This is a genomic window from Stenotrophomonas sp. TEPEL (genome assembly GCF_004348785.1).
In the GTDB taxonomy this organism is placed as follows: domain Bacteria; phylum Pseudomonadota; class Gammaproteobacteria; order Xanthomonadales; family Xanthomonadaceae; genus Stenotrophomonas; species Stenotrophomonas indicatrix.
In genome coordinates, this window is record NZ_QQXJ01000001.1 from 2,644,489 (window position 1) to 2,665,622 (window position 21,134).

Below are 21,134 nucleotides of genomic sequence, written 5' to 3' on the forward strand. Positions count from 1 at the left end.
TCTGGAAGCCGGACTGGTGGAGTACATCCGGTACTACAACGAAGACCGTATCCGACTGAAACTAAAGGGCCTGAGCCCGGTAAAGTACCGGGAACAGGTCGCGCTGGCTGCCTGACCCCCCAACTGTCCAACTTTAAGGGGTCACTTCACCATGGGGGCTTGGCCGCGGCATCCATGCCGCGGACACCCCGCAATCCGACACCGACCCGCCTTCGACAATTTCCCGCTGCTGCTGGGCTGCTGTTGGTAGGTGTCGACCTTGGTCGACACGTAGATCCACGCCGTGCGTGGATGCTCTTCGTTCAATTGTCGANATATTCGATTCCGATGGAGATTCATCCACGCATGGCGTGGATCTACCGGCCACCGGGAAACTGTCGAAGGCGGGGTGGGTCCGATTGCGGGGGCGTGAGCCGCATGGATGCGGCGACCGAGCTTACATGGACGTACTTGCAGCGCCCCCCGCAACCGGACCCACCCCGCCATCCCACAGAATGCCGCAGTTACTTTTGCTGTTGAGGTTGCCGGCCAGCGGCCGGCACTACCGCCTCTGCGGGTGCAGGGCGCCGCCCTGCCGGCAAACCTCACCGCTGCCGGCGACGCTTCCGGTCGACGTACAGCGTCTTGATGATGCTCAGCAGGATACCCACAGCGATACCCACGCCACAGCCGAGCAGCAGATTGTCCACGGTCAGGCCGACAGCGACGCCGACTACGGTGGCGATGACCATCTCGGCGGTGTGGGAAATCGGTTCAGGCTTGGGGGCGGACATGCGGACTCCAGCGGACGGTCGGGATCGGATGGGCCGGAGCCCGGAAACAACAAGGCCGGGTTGCCCCGGCCTCGTCTTGCATTGCGTACGGCAGGCCGTCAGATCGATTCGGCCGGACCGGCGATCGGCGGCAACGGACGGGCATCACCGCCCTTGTCGTTGTTGCCGCCATCCTTGCTGGACTTGCTCCAGCCCATCGGCGGCGGCGGATCACGCCCTTCCATGATCGCGTCGATCTGCGGCGCATCGATGGTTTCGTACTGCAACAGCAGCTGCGACATCGTGTGCAGCTTGTCGATGTTCTCGGTCAGCAGCTCGGTGGTGCGGGCGTACGCCTTGTCGAGGATGTTGCGTACTCCCTCGTCGATGCGACGGGCAGTGTCGTTGGACACGCTCTTGTGCTGGGTCACCGAACGCCCCAGGAACACCTCATCGTCCTCTTCGCCATAGGCGATCGGGCCGAGCTGCTCGGACAGGCCCCACTTGGTAACCATGTTGCGGGCCATCTTGGTGGCACGCTCGATGTCATTGGACGCACCGGTGGTGACCTTGTCGGTACCGAAGATCAGTTCTTCCGCCACGCGGCCACCATACAGCGAGCACAGCTGCGACTGGATCGCCACGCGGTTCATCGAGTACTTGTCGCCTTCCGGCAGGTACATGGTCACGCCCAGCGCACGGCCGCGCGGAATGATCGTGACCTTGTAGACCGGGTCATGTTCCGGCACCAGGCGGCCAACGATGGCATGGCCGGCTTCATGGTAGGCGGTGAGGGTCTTCTCCTCCTCGCTCATGGCCATCGAGCGGCGCTCGGCACCCATCAGGATCTTGTCGCGGGCACGATCGAAGTGGTCCATGCGGACCTCCTTCTCGTTGCCACGGGCGGCGAACAGGGCGGCCTCGTTGCAGAGGTTGGCCAGGTCGGCACCGGAGAAGCCCGGGGTACCACGCGCGATCACCATCGGCACGACGTCGTCGGCCAGCGGCAGCTTGCGCATGTGCACCTTGAGGATGTGCTCGCGGCCCTTCACGTCCGGCAGGCCGACCACCACCTGGCGGTCGAAGCGGCCCGGACGCAGCAGCGCCGGGTCCAGCACGTCAGGGCGGTTGGTAGCGGCGATCACGATCACGCCTTCGCCGCCTTCGAAACCGTCCATCTCGACCAGCAGCTGGTTCAGGGTCTGCTCGCGCTCGTCATGACCGCCGCCCAGGCCGGCACCACGGTGGCGACCGACGGCGTCGATTTCATCGATGAAGATGATGCACGGTGCGTGCTTCTTGGCCTGCTCGAACATGTCGCGCACACGGCTGGCGCCGACGCCGACGAACATTTCCACGAAATCCGAACCGGAGATCGAGAAGAACGGCACCTTGGCTTCACCGGCGATGGCCTTGGCCAGCAACGTCTTGCCGGTACCCGGAGGGCCGACCATCAGCACGCCGCGGGGGATCTTGCCGCCGAGCTTGGTGAACTTGGACGGGTCACGCAGGAAGTCGACCAGTTCGCCAACTTCCTCCTTGGCCTCGTCGCAACCGGCAACGTCGGCGAAGGTGACCTTGATCTGGTCTTCGCCCTGCAGCTTGGCGCGCGACTTGCCGAAGGACATTGCGCCCTTGGCACCGCCGCCACCACCCTGCATCTGCCGCATGATGAACAGCCAGAAGCCGATGATCAGGATGACCGGCAGGAAATTCATCAGGATCGCACCGAGGGAGATGCCGCTGGACGGCTCTTCCTGCACGATCTCGACGTTCTTGGTGCGCAGCACGTTGATCAGGTCACGATCGAACGGCGCGGTGATGGTGGACGACTGTCCACCACGGGTGGTGTAGGTGATCTGGCTGGTACCGCCGCGCGTATCGCCGCCAAAGGCGACCTTCTGCACGTTGCCGGTGTCCACCTGGTCCAGGAACTGCGAATACGAAGCGCCCTGCGCCCCGGCCCCGGAGGTCTTGGGCGAGAAGCTCTGGAAGACCACCATCAGCACGACGGCGACGACCACCCATAGCAGGAGGTTCTTGGTCAAGTCGTTCATCCTCATTGGCTCCGGTGTTCCTCTCAGTGCTGGTGTTGCGTTGGGGTCGAGCTTACGGGGTCGAGCTTACTTCATGTGGGCGCGTTTTCCCTGACCCAAGGCATACACCTCGGGAGAGCGCTTGCGCGAGGCTTCCGGCTTGCGGATGGAGACCTTGTCGTACCGGCGGCGCATCTCACGCACGTAGTCGTCAAAGCCTTCGCCCTGGAACAGCTTGATCAGGAACGCCCCACCGGTCTTGAGGTGGTTGTCGGCAAAATCCAGCGCCAGCTCCGCCAGGTGCATCATCCGCGGCTGGTCGACCGCGCCCACACCACTCTTATTGGGGGCCATGTCCGACAGAACAAGGTCTACCGGCTGATCCCCGAGCATGGCTTCAAACTGCGATAGGACGGTTTCTTCCCTGAAGTCACCGTGAAGGAACTCCACGCCGGCCAGCGGCGGCATGTCCAGGATGTCCAGGGCCAGCACGCGGCCGGTATCGCCAATCTGTCTCCGCACCTGCTGAGACCAGCCACCCGGGGCCGCGCCGAGGTCGACCACCACCATGTGCGGCTTCAGCAGCCGGTCACGTTCGAGCAGTTCTTCAAGCTTGTAGGCCGCACGGGAGCGCATGCCTTCGGCCTGGGCCTTCTTCACGAAGGGATCGGAGAAGTGTTCCTTGAGCCAGCGCTGGCTGCTTTTGCTGCGGGTAGCCATTGGAAATAGGGGCTGATGGGGTCGCCATGATACCCTGATCGTCCCATTCAACCGTGTTTTCTGCATGCCCACTGCCTTGACCCCTTCCCAGACCCGTTTCCTGCGCGGCCAAGCCCACGACCTGAAGGCCCTGCTGCAGACCGGCGGCAAGGGCGTCACTCCAGCCTTCCTGACCGAGCTGAACGAAGTGCTGGAACGCCACGAACTGGTCAAGGTGAAGGTTGCCGCCGAAGACCGTGACGCCCGCGACGTGATGATCGGCGAGATCGTGCAGGCCACCGACAGTGCGCTGGTGCAGCGTATCGGCCATGTGGCCGTGCTGTATCGCCCGAGCAAGGAACACCGCCAGATCGTGCTGCCGCGCGGCTGATCGGAACCTGCCATGCAGCTGAACCACGAACTGCCCGACTACGCCTACAGCCTGCGCGCCGCTGACGGTCGCTCGGCACGGGTGAATGATCGCGTTCTGGGCAACAGCTTTTTCCTGACCCCCGACCAGCTGGTCGAACAGTGGCCGGTGACCGACGTCACGGCGCTGCGACTGGCGGACCTGGAGCCGATCCTGGCACTGAAGCCGGCGTTGATACTGCTCGGCACCGGCGAGCGCCAGGCGTTCCCGCCGGCGGTCGTCATGGCCGCCTGCCTGTCACGCGGCATCGGCCTGGAAGTGATGAACAATCCGGCCGCCGCGCGCACCTTCAACATCCTTGCCGGCGAAGGCCGCAAGGTGGCGGCCGCCTTCATCCTGGAAGGCTGAGGCCCGAGGCCGCCGGGCATGGCCCGGCGCTACCTGAAACACACGTTGCGCATATGTAAGCGTCCGAGCCCATGCTCGGGCAGCGCTGCGTTGCGGCGTACAGCCGCCGGGCATGGCCCGGCGCTACCCGTATCTGCCCGCGCTGGCGCGCCGGCAGATACTGTTGCGGCGGGTCGAAAGGCGGCCGAGCACGGCGCGGCTTTACACGCGCAAGGCAATGGCCGCATCTGTAAGCGTCCGAGCCTACGCTCGAGCAGCGCTGCGTTGCGGCGTACAACCGCCGGGCATGGCCCGGCGCTACCCGTATCTGCCCGCGCTAGCGCGCCGGCAGATACTGCTGCGGGTCGACCGGCTTGCCGTTGTAGCGGATCTCGAAGTGCAGCATGTCCCGGTTGGCGCCGGTGCGGCCCATCTCGGCGATCTGCTCGCCGGCCTTCACGCTCTGCCCTTCATTGACCAGGCGCTTGCGGTTGTGGCCATAGGCCGACAGCCACTGGTCGCTGTGCTTGATGATGATCAGCTCGCCATAGCCGACCAGGCCGGCGCCGGAATACACCACCACGCCATTGGCCGTGGCCTTTACCGGTGCACCGCTGGTGCCGGCGATGTCCACGCCCTGCTTGGTCGCATCGCCGGCCACGTAGCGGCCCACGACTGCGCCATCGGCCGGCCAGCGCCAGGCGATGTTGCTCTTGACCGGGCCGGCCGGACCCGGCGTCGGCGCGGTACTGCCGCCAGACGTGCTGCCAGCCGGACGCGGCGCGGTGACCACGGTGGTCGGCGCACGGCCGCCACCGGAACCGGCCGGATACAGGCGGATCACCTGCCCCGGGTAAATGGTCGACGGGTTGTCCAGGCTGTTCCAGGCGATCAGGTCGGCCGGCGTGATGTCGTGGATGCGGGCCAGCGCATAGATGGTGTCGCCCTTGCGCACGACCACCGTCTGCCCCGGCTTGGGCACCGACGTCTTCGGCGTGCTGACGCCACTGCCGCCGCCACTGGGCCGGACCACGGTGGCGGTGCCACAGGCGGCCAGGGTGGATACCAGCAACGCCAGCGCGCCGATGCGCACTCCCTTGCTCAGACGATCTGCACTCATGCGAACTTCGACCTCCATACAAGCCAGGCGATCAGCACCACCACCAACGCGGTGGCGATCCAGCCCAGCGGTTCAATCCATCGGCGCAGCGCAGCTTCGGCGCGCGCACCACCGATACGGATGACCGCAGCCAGCACGAACACGCGCTTGCCACGACCGATCAACATGCTCAACAGGTACTGCGGCATCGGCACGCCGACGATACCCGATGCCCACGTGAAGACCTTCATCGGAATCGGCATGAAGCCGCCCAGCACCAGGAAGGTGAACACCGCCCAGGGCGACTCCACCATCTTGGCCTGCACGGTAGCAATGCCCTGCTCGATCGCCGGCAGCATGCCCAGCGCCTCGAACACCGGCTTGACCGCTTCGAATGCATAGTGGCCCAGCGCGTAGCCGATCAGCGCGCCGACCATCGAGCCGGCCAGGCTGAGGGTGGCGAACCACCAGCCGCGCTTGGGCTGGGCCACGCACATCGGCGCCAGCATCACTTCCGGCATCACCGGGAAGATGATGGCTTCGAAAAAGCTCAGCACCATCAGATAGGTTGGCGCGCGCTCATGCGCGGCCCACTTCATCGCCCGCTCGTACAGCGGCCCGAAAATCTTCATGCAACCCTGCTCCGTGGATTCAATCGAGCATGCCAGACAGCAGCGGCACGAAGGTGACCGGCGCCAGCACGCGTTGTTCGATGCTGCCGTCATCCTTGCGGTCCAGCTGCACCAGCGACTGTGCGCCCGCGCCACCGACCGGGGCAACCAGGCGGCCACCTGCGGCCAGCTGCTCGACCAGCGCATCGACCAGTGCCGGTGCGGCGGCGGTAACCACGATGGCGTCGAACGGACCATGCTCGGCCCAGCCCACGCGGCCATCGTCGTGCTTGGTACGGATGTTCATGCCCAGCGCGCGGAAGCGCTTGCGCGCCTGCCGCAGCAGGTCACCGATGCGCTCGACGGTATAGACCTCCAGCCCCAGCGCACCGAGCACGGCGGCCTGGTAGCCCGAGCCGGTACCCACTTCGAGCACCTTCTTCGGTGCCACCTGCAGCACGGCCTCGGTCATCCGCGCGACCACCCACGGCTGGGAAATGGTCTGGCCGTGGCCGATCGGCAGCGCGGTGTCTTCATATGCGCGCGAGGCCAGGGCCTCATCGATGAACAGGTGCCGCGGCACCACCCGGATCGCGTTCAGCGTCGACTCGTCGACAATGCCGGCTTCGCGCAGGCGGTCGACCAGGCGGTCGCGCACGCGCTGCGATGTCATGCCGATGCCGACTGCTTCCGGTTGCAGGCGCAGGCGTGGGCTCATGCCGGCCGGTCCAGCGCTGCGCTGAGGCCGCCGACCCAGCTGGCGACCTTTTCCAGTGCCTGGTAGCGGGTCAGGTCAACCTGGATCGGGGTAATCGAAATGTGGCCCGTGCGCACCGCATGGAAATCGGTGCCCGGGCCGGAATCCTGCTCGCGGCCGGCCGGACCGATCCAGTACACCTCGTTGCCGCGCGGGTCTTTCTGCGCGATGCAGCCTTCGGCGCGATGGCGGTTGCCCAGGCGGGTGACTTCGAAGCCCTTGACCTCGCTCCACGGCAGGTCCGGCACATTGACGTTGAGGATGGTGTCGGCCGGCAGCGGATCGGCCTTGAGGCGGGCAACAATTTCTACTGCGGCACGCGCCGCCGTCTCGAAGTGCTTGGGGTCGTGATTGCGGGTCACCAGCGACACCGCAACAGCGGGCAGACCGAGGAAACGACCTTCCATCGCCGCCGAGACGGTGCCGGAATAGATCACGTCGTCGCCGAGGTTGGCGGCATTGTTGATACCGGACACGACAATGTCAGGCTCGAATTCGAGCAGGCCGGTCAGCGCAAGGTGCACGCAGTCGGTGGGCGTGCCGGCCACCGACACGGTGTAGTGGTCGATGCGCTTGAGCCGGATCGGCAGATCCAGGGTCAGCGAATTGCTGGCACCGGAGCGGTCGCGGTCGGGTGCGACCACCGTGACTTCGTGCCCGGCCTCGCGCAGCACGGATGCAAGCATCCGGATGCCCGCCGCGTCGACACCATCATCATTGCTGACCAGGATGCGCATCTTCGATTTAACCGCTTGATTTTCCAAGAATTCGATCCCGTCACCTTGCAACGTGGGCGAAGCCGGCCCGTCTCCTCCAGGGAAGCGGCAGCTGCGCAAGTGCGCCGACTATTGTGCCGCAAGCGGGCGCTGGGTCCTACCCTGTCTGCGGTCACGGCCGACATCCAACGGTCATAGGCAGACCCGCGCAGGCGGTTTAACCTGTGCGCATGTCGCACCCTGAAGACGAAGATCCGGCTGCATTGTTCCGGGCAGCCATCGGCGAAGTGACGCCGCTGCGCAAGGAAGTGGAGCCCGCGCCTGCCGCGCCGCGGCCCAGGCCGCGTGCGCGCATGGCCGAGCGCGACGACGCGGAAGCCGCCGGTGAGTTCGCCCGGCTGCTGCGCGACAACGCGCCGCTGGAAGCGGGCGACGTTGCCAGCTACCGGCGTGACAACCTGCCGCCACGCCTGTTCCAGCGCCTGAAGCGCGGACAGTACTCGGTGCAGGACGAACTGGACCTGCACGGCGCCACCGCCGCGCAGGCCGAGATGATGCTGCGCCAGTTCCTGCTGGAGGCGCACGCCCACGAGTACGGCTGCGTGCGCATCATCCACGGCAAGGGCCTGCAGTCCGATGGCAGTGCGCCGGTTCTGAAGAACCTGGTGGACCGCATGCTGCGCCTGCGTAACGACGTGCTGGCGTTCCATTCCGCCCCGACCGGGCAAGGCGGGACCGGCGCCATGCTGGTGCTGCTGGCGCGGCGCTGACGTTCTGCCGGTGGGATTCATCCAGGCATGGCGTGGATCTACTGACGGCCCATCCACGCGTGGCGTGGATCTACTGACGGCCCATCCACGCATGGCGTGGATCTACTGACGGCCCATCCACGCATGGCGTGGATCTACTGACGGCCCATCCACGCATGGCGTGGATCTACTGTGGCGGGCGGAGGAAAGTAGATCCGCGCCATGCGTGGATGCTCTTCGCCTCCGCCACCATTTCCGTCAGGCCTGCGACGCGTCTTCGACCGGGCCGAGCTCGTGCAGGACCGCAGTGGCATAGCAGCCTGGCGGCAGCGCGAAGGACAATTCCAGTACGTCAGCGGCCAGCCACTGGTGCTGCCGCAGCGCCGGACGCAGCCGCAGCGCGCGCCGCTCCTGCTTCAGCCGCGCCTCTTCCAGACCGGTGCGCAGCGCCTTTGATTCATCATCATCCAGCGCTGCCAGTTCCAGCTCACGGGCGGCGTCGCTGCTGCGCAGCTCACCCTCGCCCCACAACGGAGCACTGGGGTGGATGTCGAAGCGCGCCAGGCGCTCGGCCAGCACGTCGCTGTAGGGCTCGGGGCCGAATACGCTGCGGCTGCCATCCAGCATCCACACTTCGCCCTGCAGCGGCTGGTCCCAGCTGCCCTGCTCCACGCGTGCAGCAAGCACGCGGTTGAACAAGGCCGAACGCGCCGCCGACAGCAGCAGCGAACGCTGGTCCTTGCGCATGCGGCGACCACCGAACATCGCCAGCGCGGCCGGCACATTGCCACCATCACGACCGAAGCGCTGCTCGCCGAACCAGTTCGGCAGGCCACGCGCGGCGATCTGCTGCAGGCGCTCGTCGATTGCCGCCGCGTCACCCTGCACATCGCGCAGCACCAGCCTGAAGCGGTTGCCCGCCAGCGCACCGCGCTGCAGCTTGCGGTTGTGCCAGGTGGAGTCGATCACCTCGATCTCGTCACTGGCCAGCTCGGCCAGATCGGGCGCGACGCGCTTGGGCAGATGTACGCTGAAACGCTGGCTGGTGACCGCGTTGCGATCCTTCATGCCGGCATAGCTGACCGCCATTTCCGGCAGGCCCGCCCACTTGGCCAGGACCTTGGCCACGTGCACCGTATTGGCGCCACGCTTGCGGATATGCAGCAGCAGATGCTCGCCTTCACCGGTCGCCTCGAAAGCGGGCAACTCATCGACCTGGAAATCTTCCGGCGTGGTGCGGATGCGCGCCTGCAGCAGCGGCGCACCGAACGCGAGCGGCAACGGGATCATGCGGCCACCAGCAGCACGACCGCCTGCGCAGCGATGCCTTCGCCACGGCCGGTGAAGCCCAGCTTCTCGGACGTGGTGGCCTTGACGCTCACTGCATCCAACGGCAGCTGCAACAGTTCACCGATGCGCTCGCGCATGGCCAGCGCATGCGGGCCGACCTTGGGCCGTTCGCAGATCACGGTGATGTCGGTGTTGCCGACACGCCAGCCGCGCTCGCGCAGCAGGCCATCGCAATGGCGCACGAACTCGCTGCTGTCCGCGCCCTTCCAGCGGTCGTCAGTGGGCGGGAAGTGCTGGCCGATGTCACCCAGCGCGATCGCACCGAGCATGGCGTCGCACAACGCGTGCAGGATGACGTCGCCGTCGCTGTGCGCAAGCACGCCGCAGCTGTGCGGCACCGCGATGCCACCGAGCATGATGTGGTCGCCTTCACCGAAGGCATGGACGTCGTAGCCCTGGCCGATACGGACGGGCGGGAACGGGGAGGTGCTCATGGATGCAGCCCTTGCAGCAGGGCCGCGCGGGCGGGTCAGCCGGCGCGGCGGGAGAGTACGAATTCGAAACGATCGAGATCGGCCGGCGTGGTGACCTTGAAGTTGTCCTCGCTGCCTTCCACCAGCAGCGGGCGCTGGCCCTGGCGCTCCATGGCCATGGCGTCGTCGGTCACATCGATACCGGCGGCAGCGGCCTCGGACAGTGCGCGGATCAGCTGGTGGCGGCGGAACAGCTGCGGCGTCAGTGCGCGCCACAGGCGCTCACGTGGCTCGGTGCCGTCGATGCCACCGTCGTCGCCAGCACGCTTGAGCGTGTCACGTACCGGCGCGGCCAGGATGGCGCCGACCGGATCGGTGCGGCCCACTTCCAGCAGGCGGCCAAGATCGGCCTGCGACAGGTTCGGACGCGCCGCGTCATGCACCAGCACGAATTCATCGGCACGCACGCTGTCCGGCAGTGCCTGCAGCCCCGCCAGCACCGAGGCGGCGCGGGTGGCGCCACCGGTGCAGGTCAGCACCGGTTTGCCGGCCCATTCGCTCCAGCCCGGCCAATCGGCATCGTCCGCACCGATCACCACCATCGCCCCGGCCACGGCCGGGTGTGCCAGCAGTGCGTCCAGGGTGTGGGCGAGCAGGGTCTGCCCGCCCGCCTGCAGGTACTGCTTGGGCAACGGCGCACCAAAACGCGTGCCGCGCCCGGCGGCCGGAACAACCACCCAGATCGCCGCGCTCATGGCACGTCCGCCGGATGGTCACCGGCCGGGGCCGCAACCGGCGCAGGCTGCGCCGGGCGCGTCGGTGCATCTTCCACGACGCGATAGAACTTCTCACCGGGCTTGATCATGCCCAGCTCGCTGCGCGCGCGTTCTTCGATGGCGGACTGGCCTTCCTTGAGGTCCTTCACTTCGGCAGCAAGCGCATCGTTGCGCTGCTGCAGACCGTCATTGTCCCGCTCCTGGTTGGCGACCTGGGCTTCGAGCATCATCACTTCACCCGAATTGCCCGGGCCGAACCAGAAACGGTACTGCAGCCATGCCAGCAGCAGGGCCAGCAACAACAGCAGCCAGCGCCAGTCGCGCATCGGCTCAGCGCTTCAGCGACACGAACGCGTCACGACCAGCGTAACGCGCGCCGGCACCGAGGGCTTCCTCGATGCGCAGCAGCTGGTTGTACTTGGCCACGCGATCACTGCGGCACAGCGAGCCGGTCTTGATCTGGGTGGCGGTGGTTGCCACCGCAATGTCGGCGATGGTGGTGTCCTCGGTTTCACCCGAACGGTGCGAGACAACGGCGGCGTAGCCGGCACGGTCGGCCATGGCGATCGCTTCCAGCGTTTCGCTGAGGGTACCGATCTGGTTGACCTTGATCAGGATCGCGTTGGCGGTGCCCGAATCGATGCCTTCCTGGAAGATCTTCGGATTGGTGACGAACAGATCGTCGCCGACCAGCTGCACCTTCTTGCCGATGCGATCGGTCAGCAGCTTCCAGCCCGCCCAGTCGTTCTCGGCCAGGCCGTCTTCGATGGTGATGATCGGGTACTGCGCGGCCCAGTCGGCCAGGAAGTCGACGAACTGCTCGGAGGTCAGGCGCTTGTTCTCGCCGACCAGGTTGTACTTGCCGTTCTCGAAGAATTCGCTGGAGGCTACGTCCAGGCCCAGCAGCACGTCTTCACCGGCGGTGTAGCCGGCCTTGCCGATGGCTTCGAGGATGGTGTCCAGCGCTTCGACGTTGCTGCGGAAGTCCGGCGCGAAGCCGCCTTCGTCGCCCACCGCCGTGCTCAGGCCGTGGCCCTTCAGCACCGACTTCAGCGAATGGAAGATTTCGGTACCGGCACGCAGCGCTTCGGAGAACGAGGTGAAGCCGACCGGCAGCACCATGAACTCCTGGAAATCGACGTTGTTGTCGGCGTGCGCGCCGCCGTTGATGATGTTCATCATCGGCACCGGCAGCGACGGGGTCGCGCCGGTCTTGGCGGCCAGGTACTGCCACAGTGCCTGCTTGCTGGAGGCAGCGGCGGCGTGCGCGGCGGCCATGGAAACACCCAGCAGTGCGTTGGCACCCAGGCGGCCCTTGTTCTCGGTGCCATCCAGATCGATCAGGCGACGGTCCAGGCCGGCCTGGTCGGTAGCCTCGAAGCCCTTCAGTGCGTTGGCGATGGCGCCGTTGACGTTGTCGACAGCCTTGCACACGCCCTTGCCGAGGTAACGGGTCTTGTCGCCGTCACGCAGCTCCACCGCTTCCTTGGTGCCGGTCGAGGCGCCGGAGGGAACCGCGGCGCGACCGAACGAACCGTCCTCCAGGGTGACTTCGGCTTCCAGCGTGGGGTTGCCACGGCTGTCGAGGATTTCACGGGCATGGATGCTGCGGATCGTACTCATGGTCGGGCCGGTTACCTGTATGGAGAGGGGGCGACAAAAACGAATGCCGCGTGATTATCCCCGGCTACCCCTCACTTGCCAAATGGCGTGATGGGCATCAGCCCCAGCTGGACCCGATCACGATCAGCAGCAGCGACACCAGCATCACCAGCAGGGCACCGGCAATGGTCGCGCACACCGGCCCGCGCCGACGTCGCCAGGCCATCACCATCGCCACCAGGCTGCCCACGAAGGACAGCACCAGCGTGACCAGCGCGCCCAGCATCCAGTACTGCACGGCCTGCACGCCGTTGTTGCCATCCCCCGGCGGACGGAAGCTGGCGGCGAAGGCCAGCACGCCCACGAGCAAGCCGCCCCAGGCGAGCACCGACAGCAACAGGGCGACCAGGCCCCACGGCCAGCTGCGCGAGGGTTCAGGGATCGTATTCATCAAAGAAGATCGCGCAGCAGGATGCCCGCCCACAGCGACAGCAAAACCATCGCCAGTGCAGCGGTCACCCTGCCCCGGTTCAGGCGCCAGCCGAGCACCGCGGCGAAGAACCCTGCGGAAATGGTCAGCGCTTCAGCCACCGCCAAGGCGATGACGAAGGGCAACAGGTTCACCACCGGACCGCCGGCACTCGACGGGCGCATGCCGGCACCGAACAGCATGCCGATGGCGAATACACCCGACACCGACAGCAAAGCCAGGCCAAGTGCGATCGGACCCCACGGCCACTGCCGCCAGTGCCGGCGACGACGCTGGATCTCCAGCGCCGCCTGCGGGTGCTGGCTCACGCGAAGCGCGAGAAGCCGTGCTTCTTGGTCACCGCGTCGAGCTCCATCAGGGTCTCGAGCAGGGCTTCCATCTGGTCCAGCGGCCACGCGTTGGGGCCGTCGGACAGCGCCTTGGACGGGTCCGGATGGGTTTCGGCGAACAGGCCGGAGATGCCCACGGCAACCGCGGCACGCGCCAGCACCGGCACATGCTCGCGCTGGCCGCCGGAACTGGTGCCCTGCCCGCCCGGCAACTGCACCGAATGGGTGGCGTCGAACACAACCGGGCAGCCGGTATCGCGCATCACCGCCAGCGAACGCATGTCGCTGACCAGGTTGTTGTAGCCGAAACTGGCGCCACGCTCGCAGACCATGATCTGCTCGTTGCCGGTGGCCTTGGCCTTCTCGACGACAGGCTTCATGTCCCACGGCGCCAGGAACTGGCCCTTCTTGATGTTGACCGGCTTGCCGGCCGAGCACACCTTGCGGATGAAGTCGGTCTGGCGGACCAGGAACGCCGGGGTCTGCAGCACGTCCACCACCGAGGCCACTTCATCCATCGGGGTGTATTCGTGCACGTCGGTCAGCACCGGCACGCCGATCTGCTTCTTGACCTCGGCCAGCACCTTCAGGCCCTCTTCCATGCCCGGGCCACGGAAGGCCGTGCCGGAGGTGCGGTTGGCCTTGTCGAAGCTGGACTTGAAGATGAAGTTCACACCGAGCCTGTCGGTCACTTCCTTCAGCTTGCCGGCGGTATCCAGCTGCAGCTGCATCGACTCGATCACGCAGGGGCCGGCGATCAGGAACAGGGGCTGGTCCAGCCCGACCTCGAATCCACACAGTTTCATGGCGTTTCCTTGTTGTCCGCTACACCGGCAGTACCGGTGCGCTGGGGTTGAAGCGAGCAAGATGGGGGCCTGCGGCCCCCATGACAAGTCAGGCGCGCACTTCCTGCAGCAGCTTGCCACCGGCCTTGCGCTCGCGCGCGGCACGGATGAAGCCGATGAACAGCGGGTGGCCATCACGCGGGGTGGACAGGAATTCCGGGTGCGCCTGGCAGGCCAGGAACCACGGGTGCTGGTCGCGCGGCAGTTCAACCACTTCCACCAGGGTGTCGTCCATCGACTTGCCGGCGATCACCAGGCCGGCGTCTTCCAGCTGGGTGCGGTAGCGGTTGTTGAACTCGTAACGGTGGCGGTGCCGCTCGGCGACCACGTCCTTGCCGTACAGCTCGCGGGCCAGCGTGCCCGGCTTCAGGCGCTGCTCCTGCAGGCCCAGGCGCATGGTGCCGCCCAGGTCACTCTTGTCGTCACGCTTTTCCACGTCGCCGGTGGCCGTGCGCCATTCGGTGATCAGGCCGATCACCGGGTTCGGCGACTGGCGATCGTTCTCGGTGCTGTTGGCGTCTTCCAGGCCCACCACGTGGCGCGCGTAGTCGACCACCGCAGCCTGCATGCCGTAGCAGATGCCGAAGTACGGCACCTTGTGCTCACGGGCGTACTGCGAGGTGAGCACCTTGCCTTCGAAGCCACGGTCGCCGAAACCACCCGGCACCAGGATGCCGTCGACATCGGCCAGCGCGGACATGTCGCTGCCTTCCAGGTCCTGCGCTTCCAGCCACTTCAGGGTGACCTTGGTGCGCTGGCGCAGGCCACCGTGCTTGAGCGCTTCGCCGACCGACTTGTAGGCATCCTGGTGGTCGATGTACTTGCCGACCACCGCGATGGTCACCGCATCCAGCGGATGCAGGGTGGCATCGACGGCGTCTTCCCACATCGACAGGTCGGCCGGGCCGGCCTTGTCGGCCAGCTTCAGCTGGTTGATGACAATCTCGTCCAGGCACTGTGCGTGCAGGCCCATCGGAATGCGGTACAGCACATCGACGTCGGGCACGCTGATCACCGCGCGCTCGGAGACGTTGGTGAACTGGGCGATCTTGCGACGCTCCGAATCCGGTACCGGCTGTTCCGAACGGCACAGCAGCACGTCCGGCTGGATGCCGATCGAGCGCAGTTCCTTCACCGAGTGCTGGGTCGGCTTGGTCTTCAGCTCGCCCGCCGCGGCGATGTACGGCACCAGGGTGAGGTGCATGAACAGTGCTTTTTCCGGGCCGCGCTCGGTGCGCACCTGGCGGATCGCCTCCAGGAACGGCAGCGATTCGATGTCGCCGACGGTGCCGCCGATCTCCACCAGGGCCACGTCGAAGCCCTCGGTGGCTTCGTCCATGCAGCGACGGATCTCGTCGGTGATGTGCGGAATGACCTGCACGGTCGCGCCCAGGTAGTCGCCACGGCGCTCCTTGCGGATCACCTCTTCGTAGATGCGGCCAGTGGTGACCGAGTTCTTGCGGCTCAGGCGGGTGCGCACGAAGCGCTCGTAGTGGCCCAGGTCGAGATCGGTTTCGGCGCCGTCGTCGGTGACATACACCTCACCGTGCTGGAACGGGCTCATGGTGCCCGGGTCGACGTTGATGTACGGATCGAGCTTCATCATCGTGACCTTCAGGCCACGCGCTTCGAGAATGGCGGCCAGTGACGCGGCGGCAATACCTTTGCCGAGCGAGGACACCACGCCGCCGGTTACGAAAATCAAGGGAGTCATGGCTGCAAGCATCCTGTCTGGAAATGGAAAACGGCAGCGCCACGCCTGCCCGGGGGGCGGGCGTGGAGCAGAAAGGGGGTTTTCCGGTTCGCTGGAGCAGCGAGGGAGGTGCGGGCCCGGCCAGCGCAATGCGCCAGCGGGGAACCACCCTGCGAGGTCGGGGCGGCCGTGCCGGTCACTTCGACCGTCACCTGCGACCCGCTTTGCTGGAGGCCACGCTTGGCCGTGCCAGCCCATTCGCAAATGGTGGACACGCACTTACTCCCGGAAAGCCATAGTTTACAGATAGATGGCCGCCAACCCAAGGGGCAGATGGCGCCATCGGCAAAAAGAAACGCCCCGCTGGGCGGGGCGTTCGAGGGGGAAACCCTTGTGGCAAGGGCCTCGAAGGGCAGAAGAATTACTTCTTCTTGCGTGCCTCTTCCTCTTCTTCCTGCTGCGGCACCGGCTGGCCCTTGGCCTTCATCTCGGCATTGGCCTGCGCGCGGCGCTTGGCCTTGGCCTCGGCTTCGGACTGCGCCTTGTCGGCCTGGTCACCCTGCTGCGGAGCAGGCTGGCCGGCGTTCTGCGCCAGCACCATCGGCACTGCAACAGCGGCGGCAGCCAGGATCGCAATGGTCAGCAACTTCTTCATGGAGTCCTCCTCGCGGTATGGCTCGGATGTGGGGGGCGCCGGTGTTCGGTTCCAGCGGTTGCCATTTTACCCCCTCCCCGCCAACGAGGCTGAACCGCAGGCGTGCAAATTCCCGGTCCAGACCGCACACTTGCCCGTCGCTCCACGCTTTCGAAGACAGATGAACGCCCGCTATAACGCCGCCGATATTGAAGTCCTGTCCGGCCTTGACCCGGTCAAGCGCCGCCCCGGCATGTATACCGACACCGCGCGCCCGAACCACCTGGCGCAGGAAGTGATCGACAACTCGGTGGACGAGGCCCTCGCCGGCCATGCCCGCTCGATCGAGATCACCCTGTTCAAGGACGGCAGCGTGGAGGTCAGCGATGACGGCCGCGGCATGCCGGTGGACATCCATCCGGAAGAGAAGATCCCGGGCGTCGAGCTGATCCTGACCCGCCTGCATGCCGGCGGCAAGTTCAACAACAACAACTACACCTTCTCCGGCGGCCTGCATGGCGTCGGCGTCAGCGTCGTCAACGCGCTGTCGACCCTGGTGGAAATCCACATCAAGCGCGACGGTGCCGAACACCGCATCACCTTCCGCAACGGCGACCGCGCCTCGCCGCTGGAAGTGGTCGGCACCGTCGGCAAGAAGAACACCGGTACCCGCCTGCGCTTCTGGCCGGACCCGAAGTACTTCGATACGCCCAAGTTCGCCGTGCGCGCGCTCAAGCACCTGCTGCGCGCCAAGGCCGTGCTGTGCCCGGGCCTGACCGTCAAGCTGACCGACGAAGCCACCGGCGAGGTCGACACCTGGTACTACGAAGACGGTCTGCGCGATTACCTGAAGCTGGAGCTGGGCGATCGCGAGTCGCTGCCGGCCGACCTGTTCGTGGGCAACCTGAAGAAAGACACCGAGATCGTGGACTGGGCCGTGGCCTGGCTGCCGGAAGGCGAGCTGGTGCAGGAAAGCTACGTCAACCTGATTCCCACCGCACAGCACGGCACCCACGCCAACGGCCTGCGCACCGGCCTGACCGAAGCGCTGCGCGAGTTCTGCGACTTCCGCAACCTGTTGCCGCGCGGCGTCAAGCTGGCCCCGGAAGACGTGTGGGACCGCGTGTCGTTCGTGCTGTCGCTGAAGATGACCGACCCGCAGTTCAGCGGCCAGACCAAGGAACGCCTGTCCTCGCGCCAGGCCGCCGGTTTCGTTGAAGGTGCCGCGCACGATGCGTTCAGCCTGCTGCTGAACCAGAACGTGGAGCTGGGCGAGAAGATCGCGCAGATCGCCATCGAGCGCGCCAGTGCGCGCCTGAAGACCGAGAAGCTGGTCGTCCGCAAGAAGGTCACCCAGGGCCCCGCCCTGCCCGGCAAGCTGGCCGACTGCATCAGCCAGGACCTGTCGCGCACCGAGCTTTTCCTGGTCGAGGGCGACTCGGCAGGCGGCAGCGCCAAGCAGGCCCGCGACAAGGATTTCCAGGCGATCCTGCCGCTGCGCGGCAAGATCCTCAACACCTGGGAAGTGTCCTCCAACAGCGTGCTGGCCTCGGAGGAAGTGCACAACCTGGCGGTGGCCATCGGCTGTGACCCGGGCAAGCAAGACATCAGCGGCCTGCGCTACGGCAAGGTGATCATCCTGGCCGACGCCGACTCCGACGGCCTGCATATCGCAACGCTGCTGACCGCACTGTTCCTGAAGCACTTCCCGGCGCTGGTCGATGCCGGCCACGTGTTCGTGGCGATGCCGCCGCTGTTCCGCATCGACGTGGGCAAGCAGGTGTTCTACGCCCTGGATGAGGAAGAAAAGCGCTCGATGCTGGACAAGATCGAACGCGAGAAGATCAAGGGCGCCATCAACGTGACCCGCTTCAAGGGCCTGGGCGAGATGAATCCGCCGCAGTTGCGTGAATCCACCATCCATCCGGACACCCGTCGCCTGGTGCAGTTGACCATCGACGATGGCGAGCAGACCCATTCACTGATGGACATGCTGCTGGCCAAGAAGCGCGCGTCGGACCGCAAGGGCTGGCTGGAGAGCAAGGGCGATCTGGCTTCGCTGGAAGTCTGATTCCGGTGCGTCATTGCACGGGGCCGTGGCGACGGCCCCAACCTCGCCGTGCGGGCATTGCTTAGTCGGCGCGGGCGATCTGGCTTCGCTGGAAGTCTGATTCCGGTAGTGTCGGCCGCTGGCCGGCTGCTTTTCGTGAACCAGCGGGATACCTGGGTTGCCGGCCAGCGGCCGGCACTACCGGACCTCTTCGTGCTGCCGGCCAGCGGCCGGCACTACCGGGCCATTGGATCGGCCGCCATCGGCAAACCCTGCGGGTCCATAATGCGCGTTCATCCGCGTGGACGACCCCATTGCCCGCCAACTCGTTGCTGTTCCCCGGGCTGCCGCTGCACAGCGCGCGCCTGGTGCTGAGCCCCATTCGCCGCGATGACGCCGCGGCCCTGTTCGCCCTGCAGTCCGACCCGGACGTGATGCATTGGTGGAACCACCCGGCGTGGACGCGTCCGGCCGAAGCACGTGCGCAGATCGACGACGACCTGGCTGCACAGGCCACCGGCACGCAATTGAAGCTGGCCCTGCGCGAATCGGTGGACGGCCCGCTGCTGGGCATCTGCGTGGTGTTTGCCCTGGATCGGGACGCGGCGCGCGCGGAAATCGGCTATCTGCTGGCACCTGGCAGGCAGGGCCACGGCTACATGCATGAAGCGCTGCAGCAGGTGCTGGCCTATCTGTTCAACACCCTGCAACTGCACCGGGTGGAAGCGGAGATCGATCCACGCAACCACGCCTCGGCACACGTGCTCGAACGCCTGGGCTTCCACCGCGAAGGCCTGCTGCGGCAGCGTTGGCGTATCCAGGGTGAACTGGCCGACTCGGCCGTGTACGGACTGCTGGCCGACGACGCGGTGCGCTCAGCCACCGTCGCTTGACCGGATCAGGCCACAACGCCGGCCCATGCCTTTGGACACATACGGTGCGCGGCACCCCGCCCTAGCATCGGGGTCCCTTCCGCTGCCGTTCCGGTGCCATGAAGTTCCTGCTGCACTCTGCCGCGCTCTGCGTCGGCCTGCTGATCGCCCCTGCCTGCGTGCTGGCCGCGCCTGCTGCTGACGGCGCCTCCGAAACGAAGGAAGAAAAGACCGAAGCCGCGCCCCTGCCGGCCGATGCGTCGGCTCGCCAGAGCATGCGTTTGGCGGGCCGCACCCTCGACTACACCGCCACCGTCGGCACCCTGCCGGTACGCGATGCGAAGGGCAAGGTGATCGCCGATGTGGTGTTTACCGCCTACACGATGCCGGGCAAGGACCGGCCGGTGACCTTCGCGCTCAATGGCGGCCCCGGCGCGTCCTCGGTGTACCTCAACCTGGGCGCCATCGGCCCGAAGGTGGTGACCTTCGGTTCGGAAGGCGACAGCGCATCGGCGCCGGCGAAGCTGCACGACAATCCCGGCACCTGGCTGGACTTCACCGACCTGGTGTTCATCGATCCGGTGGGAACCGGCTTCAGCCGTGCCCGCATCGGCGATGAGGAGGCGAAGAAGCAGCTGTATACGCCCAGCGCCGATGTCGAGTACCTCTCGCGCACGATCTACGACTGGCTACTGCGCAACCAGCGCATGGCCTCGCGCAAGTACCTGACCGGCGAGAGCTATGGCGGCTATCGCGGCCCGCGCATCACCCACTTCCTGCAGACGCGCCTGGGCGTAGCGATGAACGGCCTGGTGCTGGTGTCGCCTTACCTGAGCCCGACCCTGGAAGACAACGCCGATGTCTCGCCGATGGCGTGGATGCAGACCCTGCCGTCGATCGCTGCCGCGCACCTGGAACGCCAAGGCAAGCTAACCGACGCGGCGATGCGCGAGGTGGTCGAGTACACCCGCGGTGACTACGCCACCGCGCTGATGAAGGGCCGCAGCGATCCGCAGGCGACCGAGGCGATGCTGCGCCGGGTGACCGAGCTCACCGGGCTGGACCTGCAGTTCGTGCGCCGCGCCGGCGGTCGCCTGGAAACCCAGGCCTACCTGCGTGAGGTGTTCCGCGACAAGGGCACGCTGGGCAGCCGCTACGATTCCAACGTCACTGCGTTCGATCCGTTCCCGAACGATCCGGAGCAGCGCGCCAACGATCCGCTGCTGGACAGCATCATCGCCCCGACCACCACCGCGATGGTCGACTTCGTTACCCGCGAGGTCGGCTGGAAGGTGGATGCGCGCTACCAGGCGCTGAACTACGACGTGAACCGTCTGTGGGATCGCAATGGTGACCTGCGCGAAGGTGCGGTGACCCAGCTGCGCCAGGCCGTGGCGATCGACCCGCACCTACAGGTGCTGATCGTGCATGGCTGGAACGACCTGTCCTGCCCGTTCATGGGCTCGATCCTGACGGTGGACCAGATGCCGACGATGGGCAGCAACCCGGACCGCGTGCAGGTGCGCAGCTATCCGGGCGGGCACATGTTCTACAGCCGGGCTGACAGCCAGGCGGCGTTCCGCAGGGATGTGCAGGCGCTGTTCCAGCGCAATTGAGGGGGTGTGGGCCGGGCCTGCGGCCCGGCACCCGCTGACAGCAACGGCAAGATCAACGGCAAAAGCTGGCTTCCTGAGGGCTGGCGAGCTGGGGTGGATATGCAGGACACGCCGTAAACCCGTCCATGGGGCTCGATGGCGCCATCCATGGCGCCAACGGTCCTGAACATCCACCCCACCCCGCCGCTGACAGTTTCCGGGCGCTGTCGGTGGGTGCCGACTGTTGGTGGGTGCCGACCGTTGGTCGGCACGGGATCGGATCCCGGTTTCTGCTCTGGTAGGTGTCGA

The 21,134-nt window shown here is 66.3% G+C and carries 24 protein-coding genes; 7 read left to right on the forward strand and 17 right to left on the reverse strand.

Annotated elements, in window-relative coordinates; translation table 11 throughout:
- Positions 1-115, forward strand: a 115-nt coding sequence (locus TEP_RS19775) for an IS3 family transposase (protein WP_165933921.1), incomplete at its 5' end; no start/stop codon positions are given.
- 469 nt (positions 116-584) lie between these two features.
- Here the strand turns inward: TEP_RS19775 and TEP_RS11900 are convergent.
- From TEP_RS11900 to rlmE, 3 genes are all read right to left on the reverse strand, one after another.
- Positions 585-773: a hypothetical protein gene (locus TEP_RS11900; protein ID WP_025878913.1), complete on the reverse strand. Its 189-nt coding sequence runs from the start codon at positions 771-773 to the stop codon at positions 585-587.
- Between the two features lie 98 nt (positions 774-871).
- Positions 872-2,809 carry an ATP-dependent zinc metalloprotease FtsH gene (gene ftsH / locus TEP_RS11905; RefSeq protein ID WP_165933922.1) on the reverse strand — a complete coding sequence of 646 codons (1,938 nt, stop codon included), beginning with the start codon at positions 2,807-2,809 and terminating at the stop codon, positions 872-874.
- Between the two features lie 66 nt (positions 2,810-2,875).
- Positions 2,876-3,508: a 23S rRNA (uridine(2552)-2'-O)-methyltransferase RlmE gene (rlmE, locus tag TEP_RS11910; RefSeq protein ID WP_008265654.1), complete on the reverse strand. Its 633-nt coding sequence runs from the start codon at positions 3,506-3,508 to the stop codon at positions 2,876-2,878.
- Positions 3,509-3,572: 64 nt separating this feature from the next.
- Here rlmE and yhbY point away from each other — a divergent pair, with 64 nt between their 5' ends.
- A complete protein-coding gene (gene yhbY / locus TEP_RS11915) occupies positions 3,573-3,878 on the forward strand; it encodes a ribosome assembly RNA-binding protein YhbY (RefSeq protein ID WP_025878910.1) in 306 nt (101 codons plus the stop codon).
- Between the two features lie 12 nt (positions 3,879-3,890).
- On the forward strand, positions 3,891-4,265 hold the full coding sequence (locus TEP_RS11920; protein ID WP_132825417.1) for an Mth938-like domain-containing protein: 375 nt from the start codon (positions 3,891-3,893) through the stop codon (positions 4,263-4,265).
- A 316-nt stretch (positions 4,266-4,581) separates the two neighbouring features.
- Here the strand turns inward: TEP_RS11920 and TEP_RS11925 are convergent, their stop codons facing one another.
- Genes TEP_RS11925 through surE form a run of 4 tightly spaced genes read right to left on the reverse strand, consistent with a single transcriptional unit; the run spans position 4,582 to position 7,448 of the window.
- Positions 4,582-5,364 (reverse strand): peptidoglycan DD-metalloendopeptidase family protein, encoded by a 783-nt coding sequence (locus TEP_RS11925; RefSeq protein ID WP_132825418.1) that lies wholly within the window; start codon positions 5,362-5,364, stop codon positions 4,582-4,584.
- Entirely contained in the window at positions 5,361-5,975 is a 615-nt protein-coding gene (locus TEP_RS11930) for a DedA family protein (RefSeq protein WP_025878907.1), read from the reverse strand. The genes TEP_RS11925 and TEP_RS11930 overlap by 4 nt, the downstream gene beginning before the upstream one ends.
- A gap of 19 nt (positions 5,976-5,994) precedes the next feature.
- Positions 5,995-6,672: a protein-L-isoaspartate(D-aspartate) O-methyltransferase gene (locus tag TEP_RS11935; protein WP_025878906.1), complete on the reverse strand. Its 678-nt coding sequence runs from the start codon at positions 6,670-6,672 to the stop codon at positions 5,995-5,997.
- The gene (surE, locus tag TEP_RS11940; protein WP_025878905.1) at positions 6,669-7,448 is read right to left on the reverse strand and encodes a 5'/3'-nucleotidase SurE; all 780 of its coding nucleotides are present in this window, start codon (positions 7,446-7,448) and stop codon (positions 6,669-6,671) included. The genes TEP_RS11935 and surE overlap by 4 nt, the downstream gene beginning before the upstream one ends.
- 209 nt (positions 7,449-7,657) lie before the next feature.
- Between surE and TEP_RS11945 the strand changes: the two genes are divergently transcribed.
- Entirely contained in the window at positions 7,658-8,197 is a 540-nt protein-coding gene (locus TEP_RS11945; protein ID WP_132825419.1) for a Smr/MutS family protein, read from the forward strand.
- 237 nt (positions 8,198-8,434) lie between these two features.
- Here TEP_RS11945 and truD read toward each other — a convergent pair whose 3' ends face one another.
- The 10 genes from truD to TEP_RS11995 form a co-directional block, all read right to left on the reverse strand.
- On the reverse strand, positions 8,435-9,466 hold the full coding sequence (truD, locus tag TEP_RS11950) for a tRNA pseudouridine(13) synthase TruD (RefSeq protein WP_132825420.1): 1,032 nt from the start codon (positions 9,464-9,466) through the stop codon (positions 8,435-8,437).
- Positions 9,463-9,960 (reverse strand): 2-C-methyl-D-erythritol 2,4-cyclodiphosphate synthase, encoded by a 498-nt coding sequence (gene ispF / locus TEP_RS11955; protein WP_025878902.1) that lies wholly within the window; start codon positions 9,958-9,960, stop codon positions 9,463-9,465. Before ispF ends, truD begins: the two co-directional genes overlap by 4 nt.
- A gap of 35 nt (positions 9,961-9,995) precedes the next feature.
- A complete protein-coding gene (gene ispD, locus TEP_RS11960) occupies positions 9,996-10,694 on the reverse strand; it encodes a 2-C-methyl-D-erythritol 4-phosphate cytidylyltransferase (RefSeq protein WP_033830799.1) in 699 nt (232 codons plus the stop codon).
- Positions 10,691-11,041, reverse strand: a complete 351-nt coding sequence (ftsB, locus tag TEP_RS11965) for a cell division protein FtsB (RefSeq protein WP_025878900.1) — start codon at positions 11,039-11,041, stop codon at positions 10,691-10,693. Before ftsB ends, ispD begins: the two co-directional genes overlap by 4 nt.
- A gap of 4 nt (positions 11,042-11,045) precedes the next feature.
- Positions 11,046-12,338: a phosphopyruvate hydratase gene (gene eno, locus TEP_RS11970; protein ID WP_132825421.1), complete on the reverse strand. Its 1,293-nt coding sequence runs from the start codon at positions 12,336-12,338 to the stop codon at positions 11,046-11,048.
- A gap of 97 nt (positions 12,339-12,435) precedes the next feature.
- Positions 12,436-12,768, reverse strand: coding sequence for a hypothetical protein (locus tag TEP_RS11975; RefSeq protein WP_132825422.1), 333 nt, complete (start codon positions 12,766-12,768; stop codon positions 12,436-12,438).
- The gene (locus TEP_RS11980) at positions 12,768-13,115 is read right to left on the reverse strand and encodes a hypothetical protein (protein ID WP_132825423.1); all 348 of its coding nucleotides are present in this window, start codon (positions 13,113-13,115) and stop codon (positions 12,768-12,770) included. The genes TEP_RS11975 and TEP_RS11980 overlap by 1 nt, the downstream gene beginning before the upstream one ends.
- Positions 13,112-13,942 (reverse strand): 3-deoxy-8-phosphooctulonate synthase, encoded by an 831-nt coding sequence (gene kdsA, locus TEP_RS11985; RefSeq protein ID WP_012510652.1) that lies wholly within the window; start codon positions 13,940-13,942, stop codon positions 13,112-13,114. Before kdsA ends, TEP_RS11980 begins: the two co-directional genes overlap by 4 nt.
- Before the next feature lie 88 nt (positions 13,943-14,030).
- Positions 14,031-15,695 carry a CTP synthase gene (locus TEP_RS11990; RefSeq protein ID WP_132825424.1) on the reverse strand — a complete coding sequence of 555 codons (1,665 nt, stop codon included), beginning with the start codon at positions 15,693-15,695 and terminating at the stop codon, positions 14,031-14,033.
- A gap of 400 nt (positions 15,696-16,095) precedes the next feature.
- Positions 16,096-16,329: a hypothetical protein gene (locus TEP_RS11995; protein WP_025878895.1), complete on the reverse strand. Its 234-nt coding sequence runs from the start codon at positions 16,327-16,329 to the stop codon at positions 16,096-16,098.
- Positions 16,330-16,489: 160 nt separating this feature from the next.
- Between TEP_RS11995 and parE the strand changes: the two genes are divergently transcribed.
- The 3 genes from parE to TEP_RS12010 all read left to right on the forward strand — a co-directional run bounded on the left by parE (position 16,490) and on the right by TEP_RS12010 (position 20,846).
- Entirely contained in the window at positions 16,490-18,379 is a 1,890-nt protein-coding gene (gene parE / locus TEP_RS12000) for a DNA topoisomerase IV subunit B (protein ID WP_132825425.1), read from the forward strand.
- Between the two features lie 293 nt (positions 18,380-18,672).
- Positions 18,673-19,251, forward strand: a complete 579-nt coding sequence (locus TEP_RS12005) for a GNAT family protein (RefSeq protein ID WP_059063745.1) — start codon at positions 18,673-18,675, stop codon at positions 19,249-19,251.
- Positions 19,252-19,349: 98 nt separating this feature from the next.
- Positions 19,350-20,846 (forward strand): S10 family peptidase, encoded by a 1,497-nt coding sequence (locus TEP_RS12010; protein WP_132825426.1) that lies wholly within the window; start codon positions 19,350-19,352, stop codon positions 20,844-20,846.
- Positions 20,847-21,134: the final 288 nt, after the last annotated feature.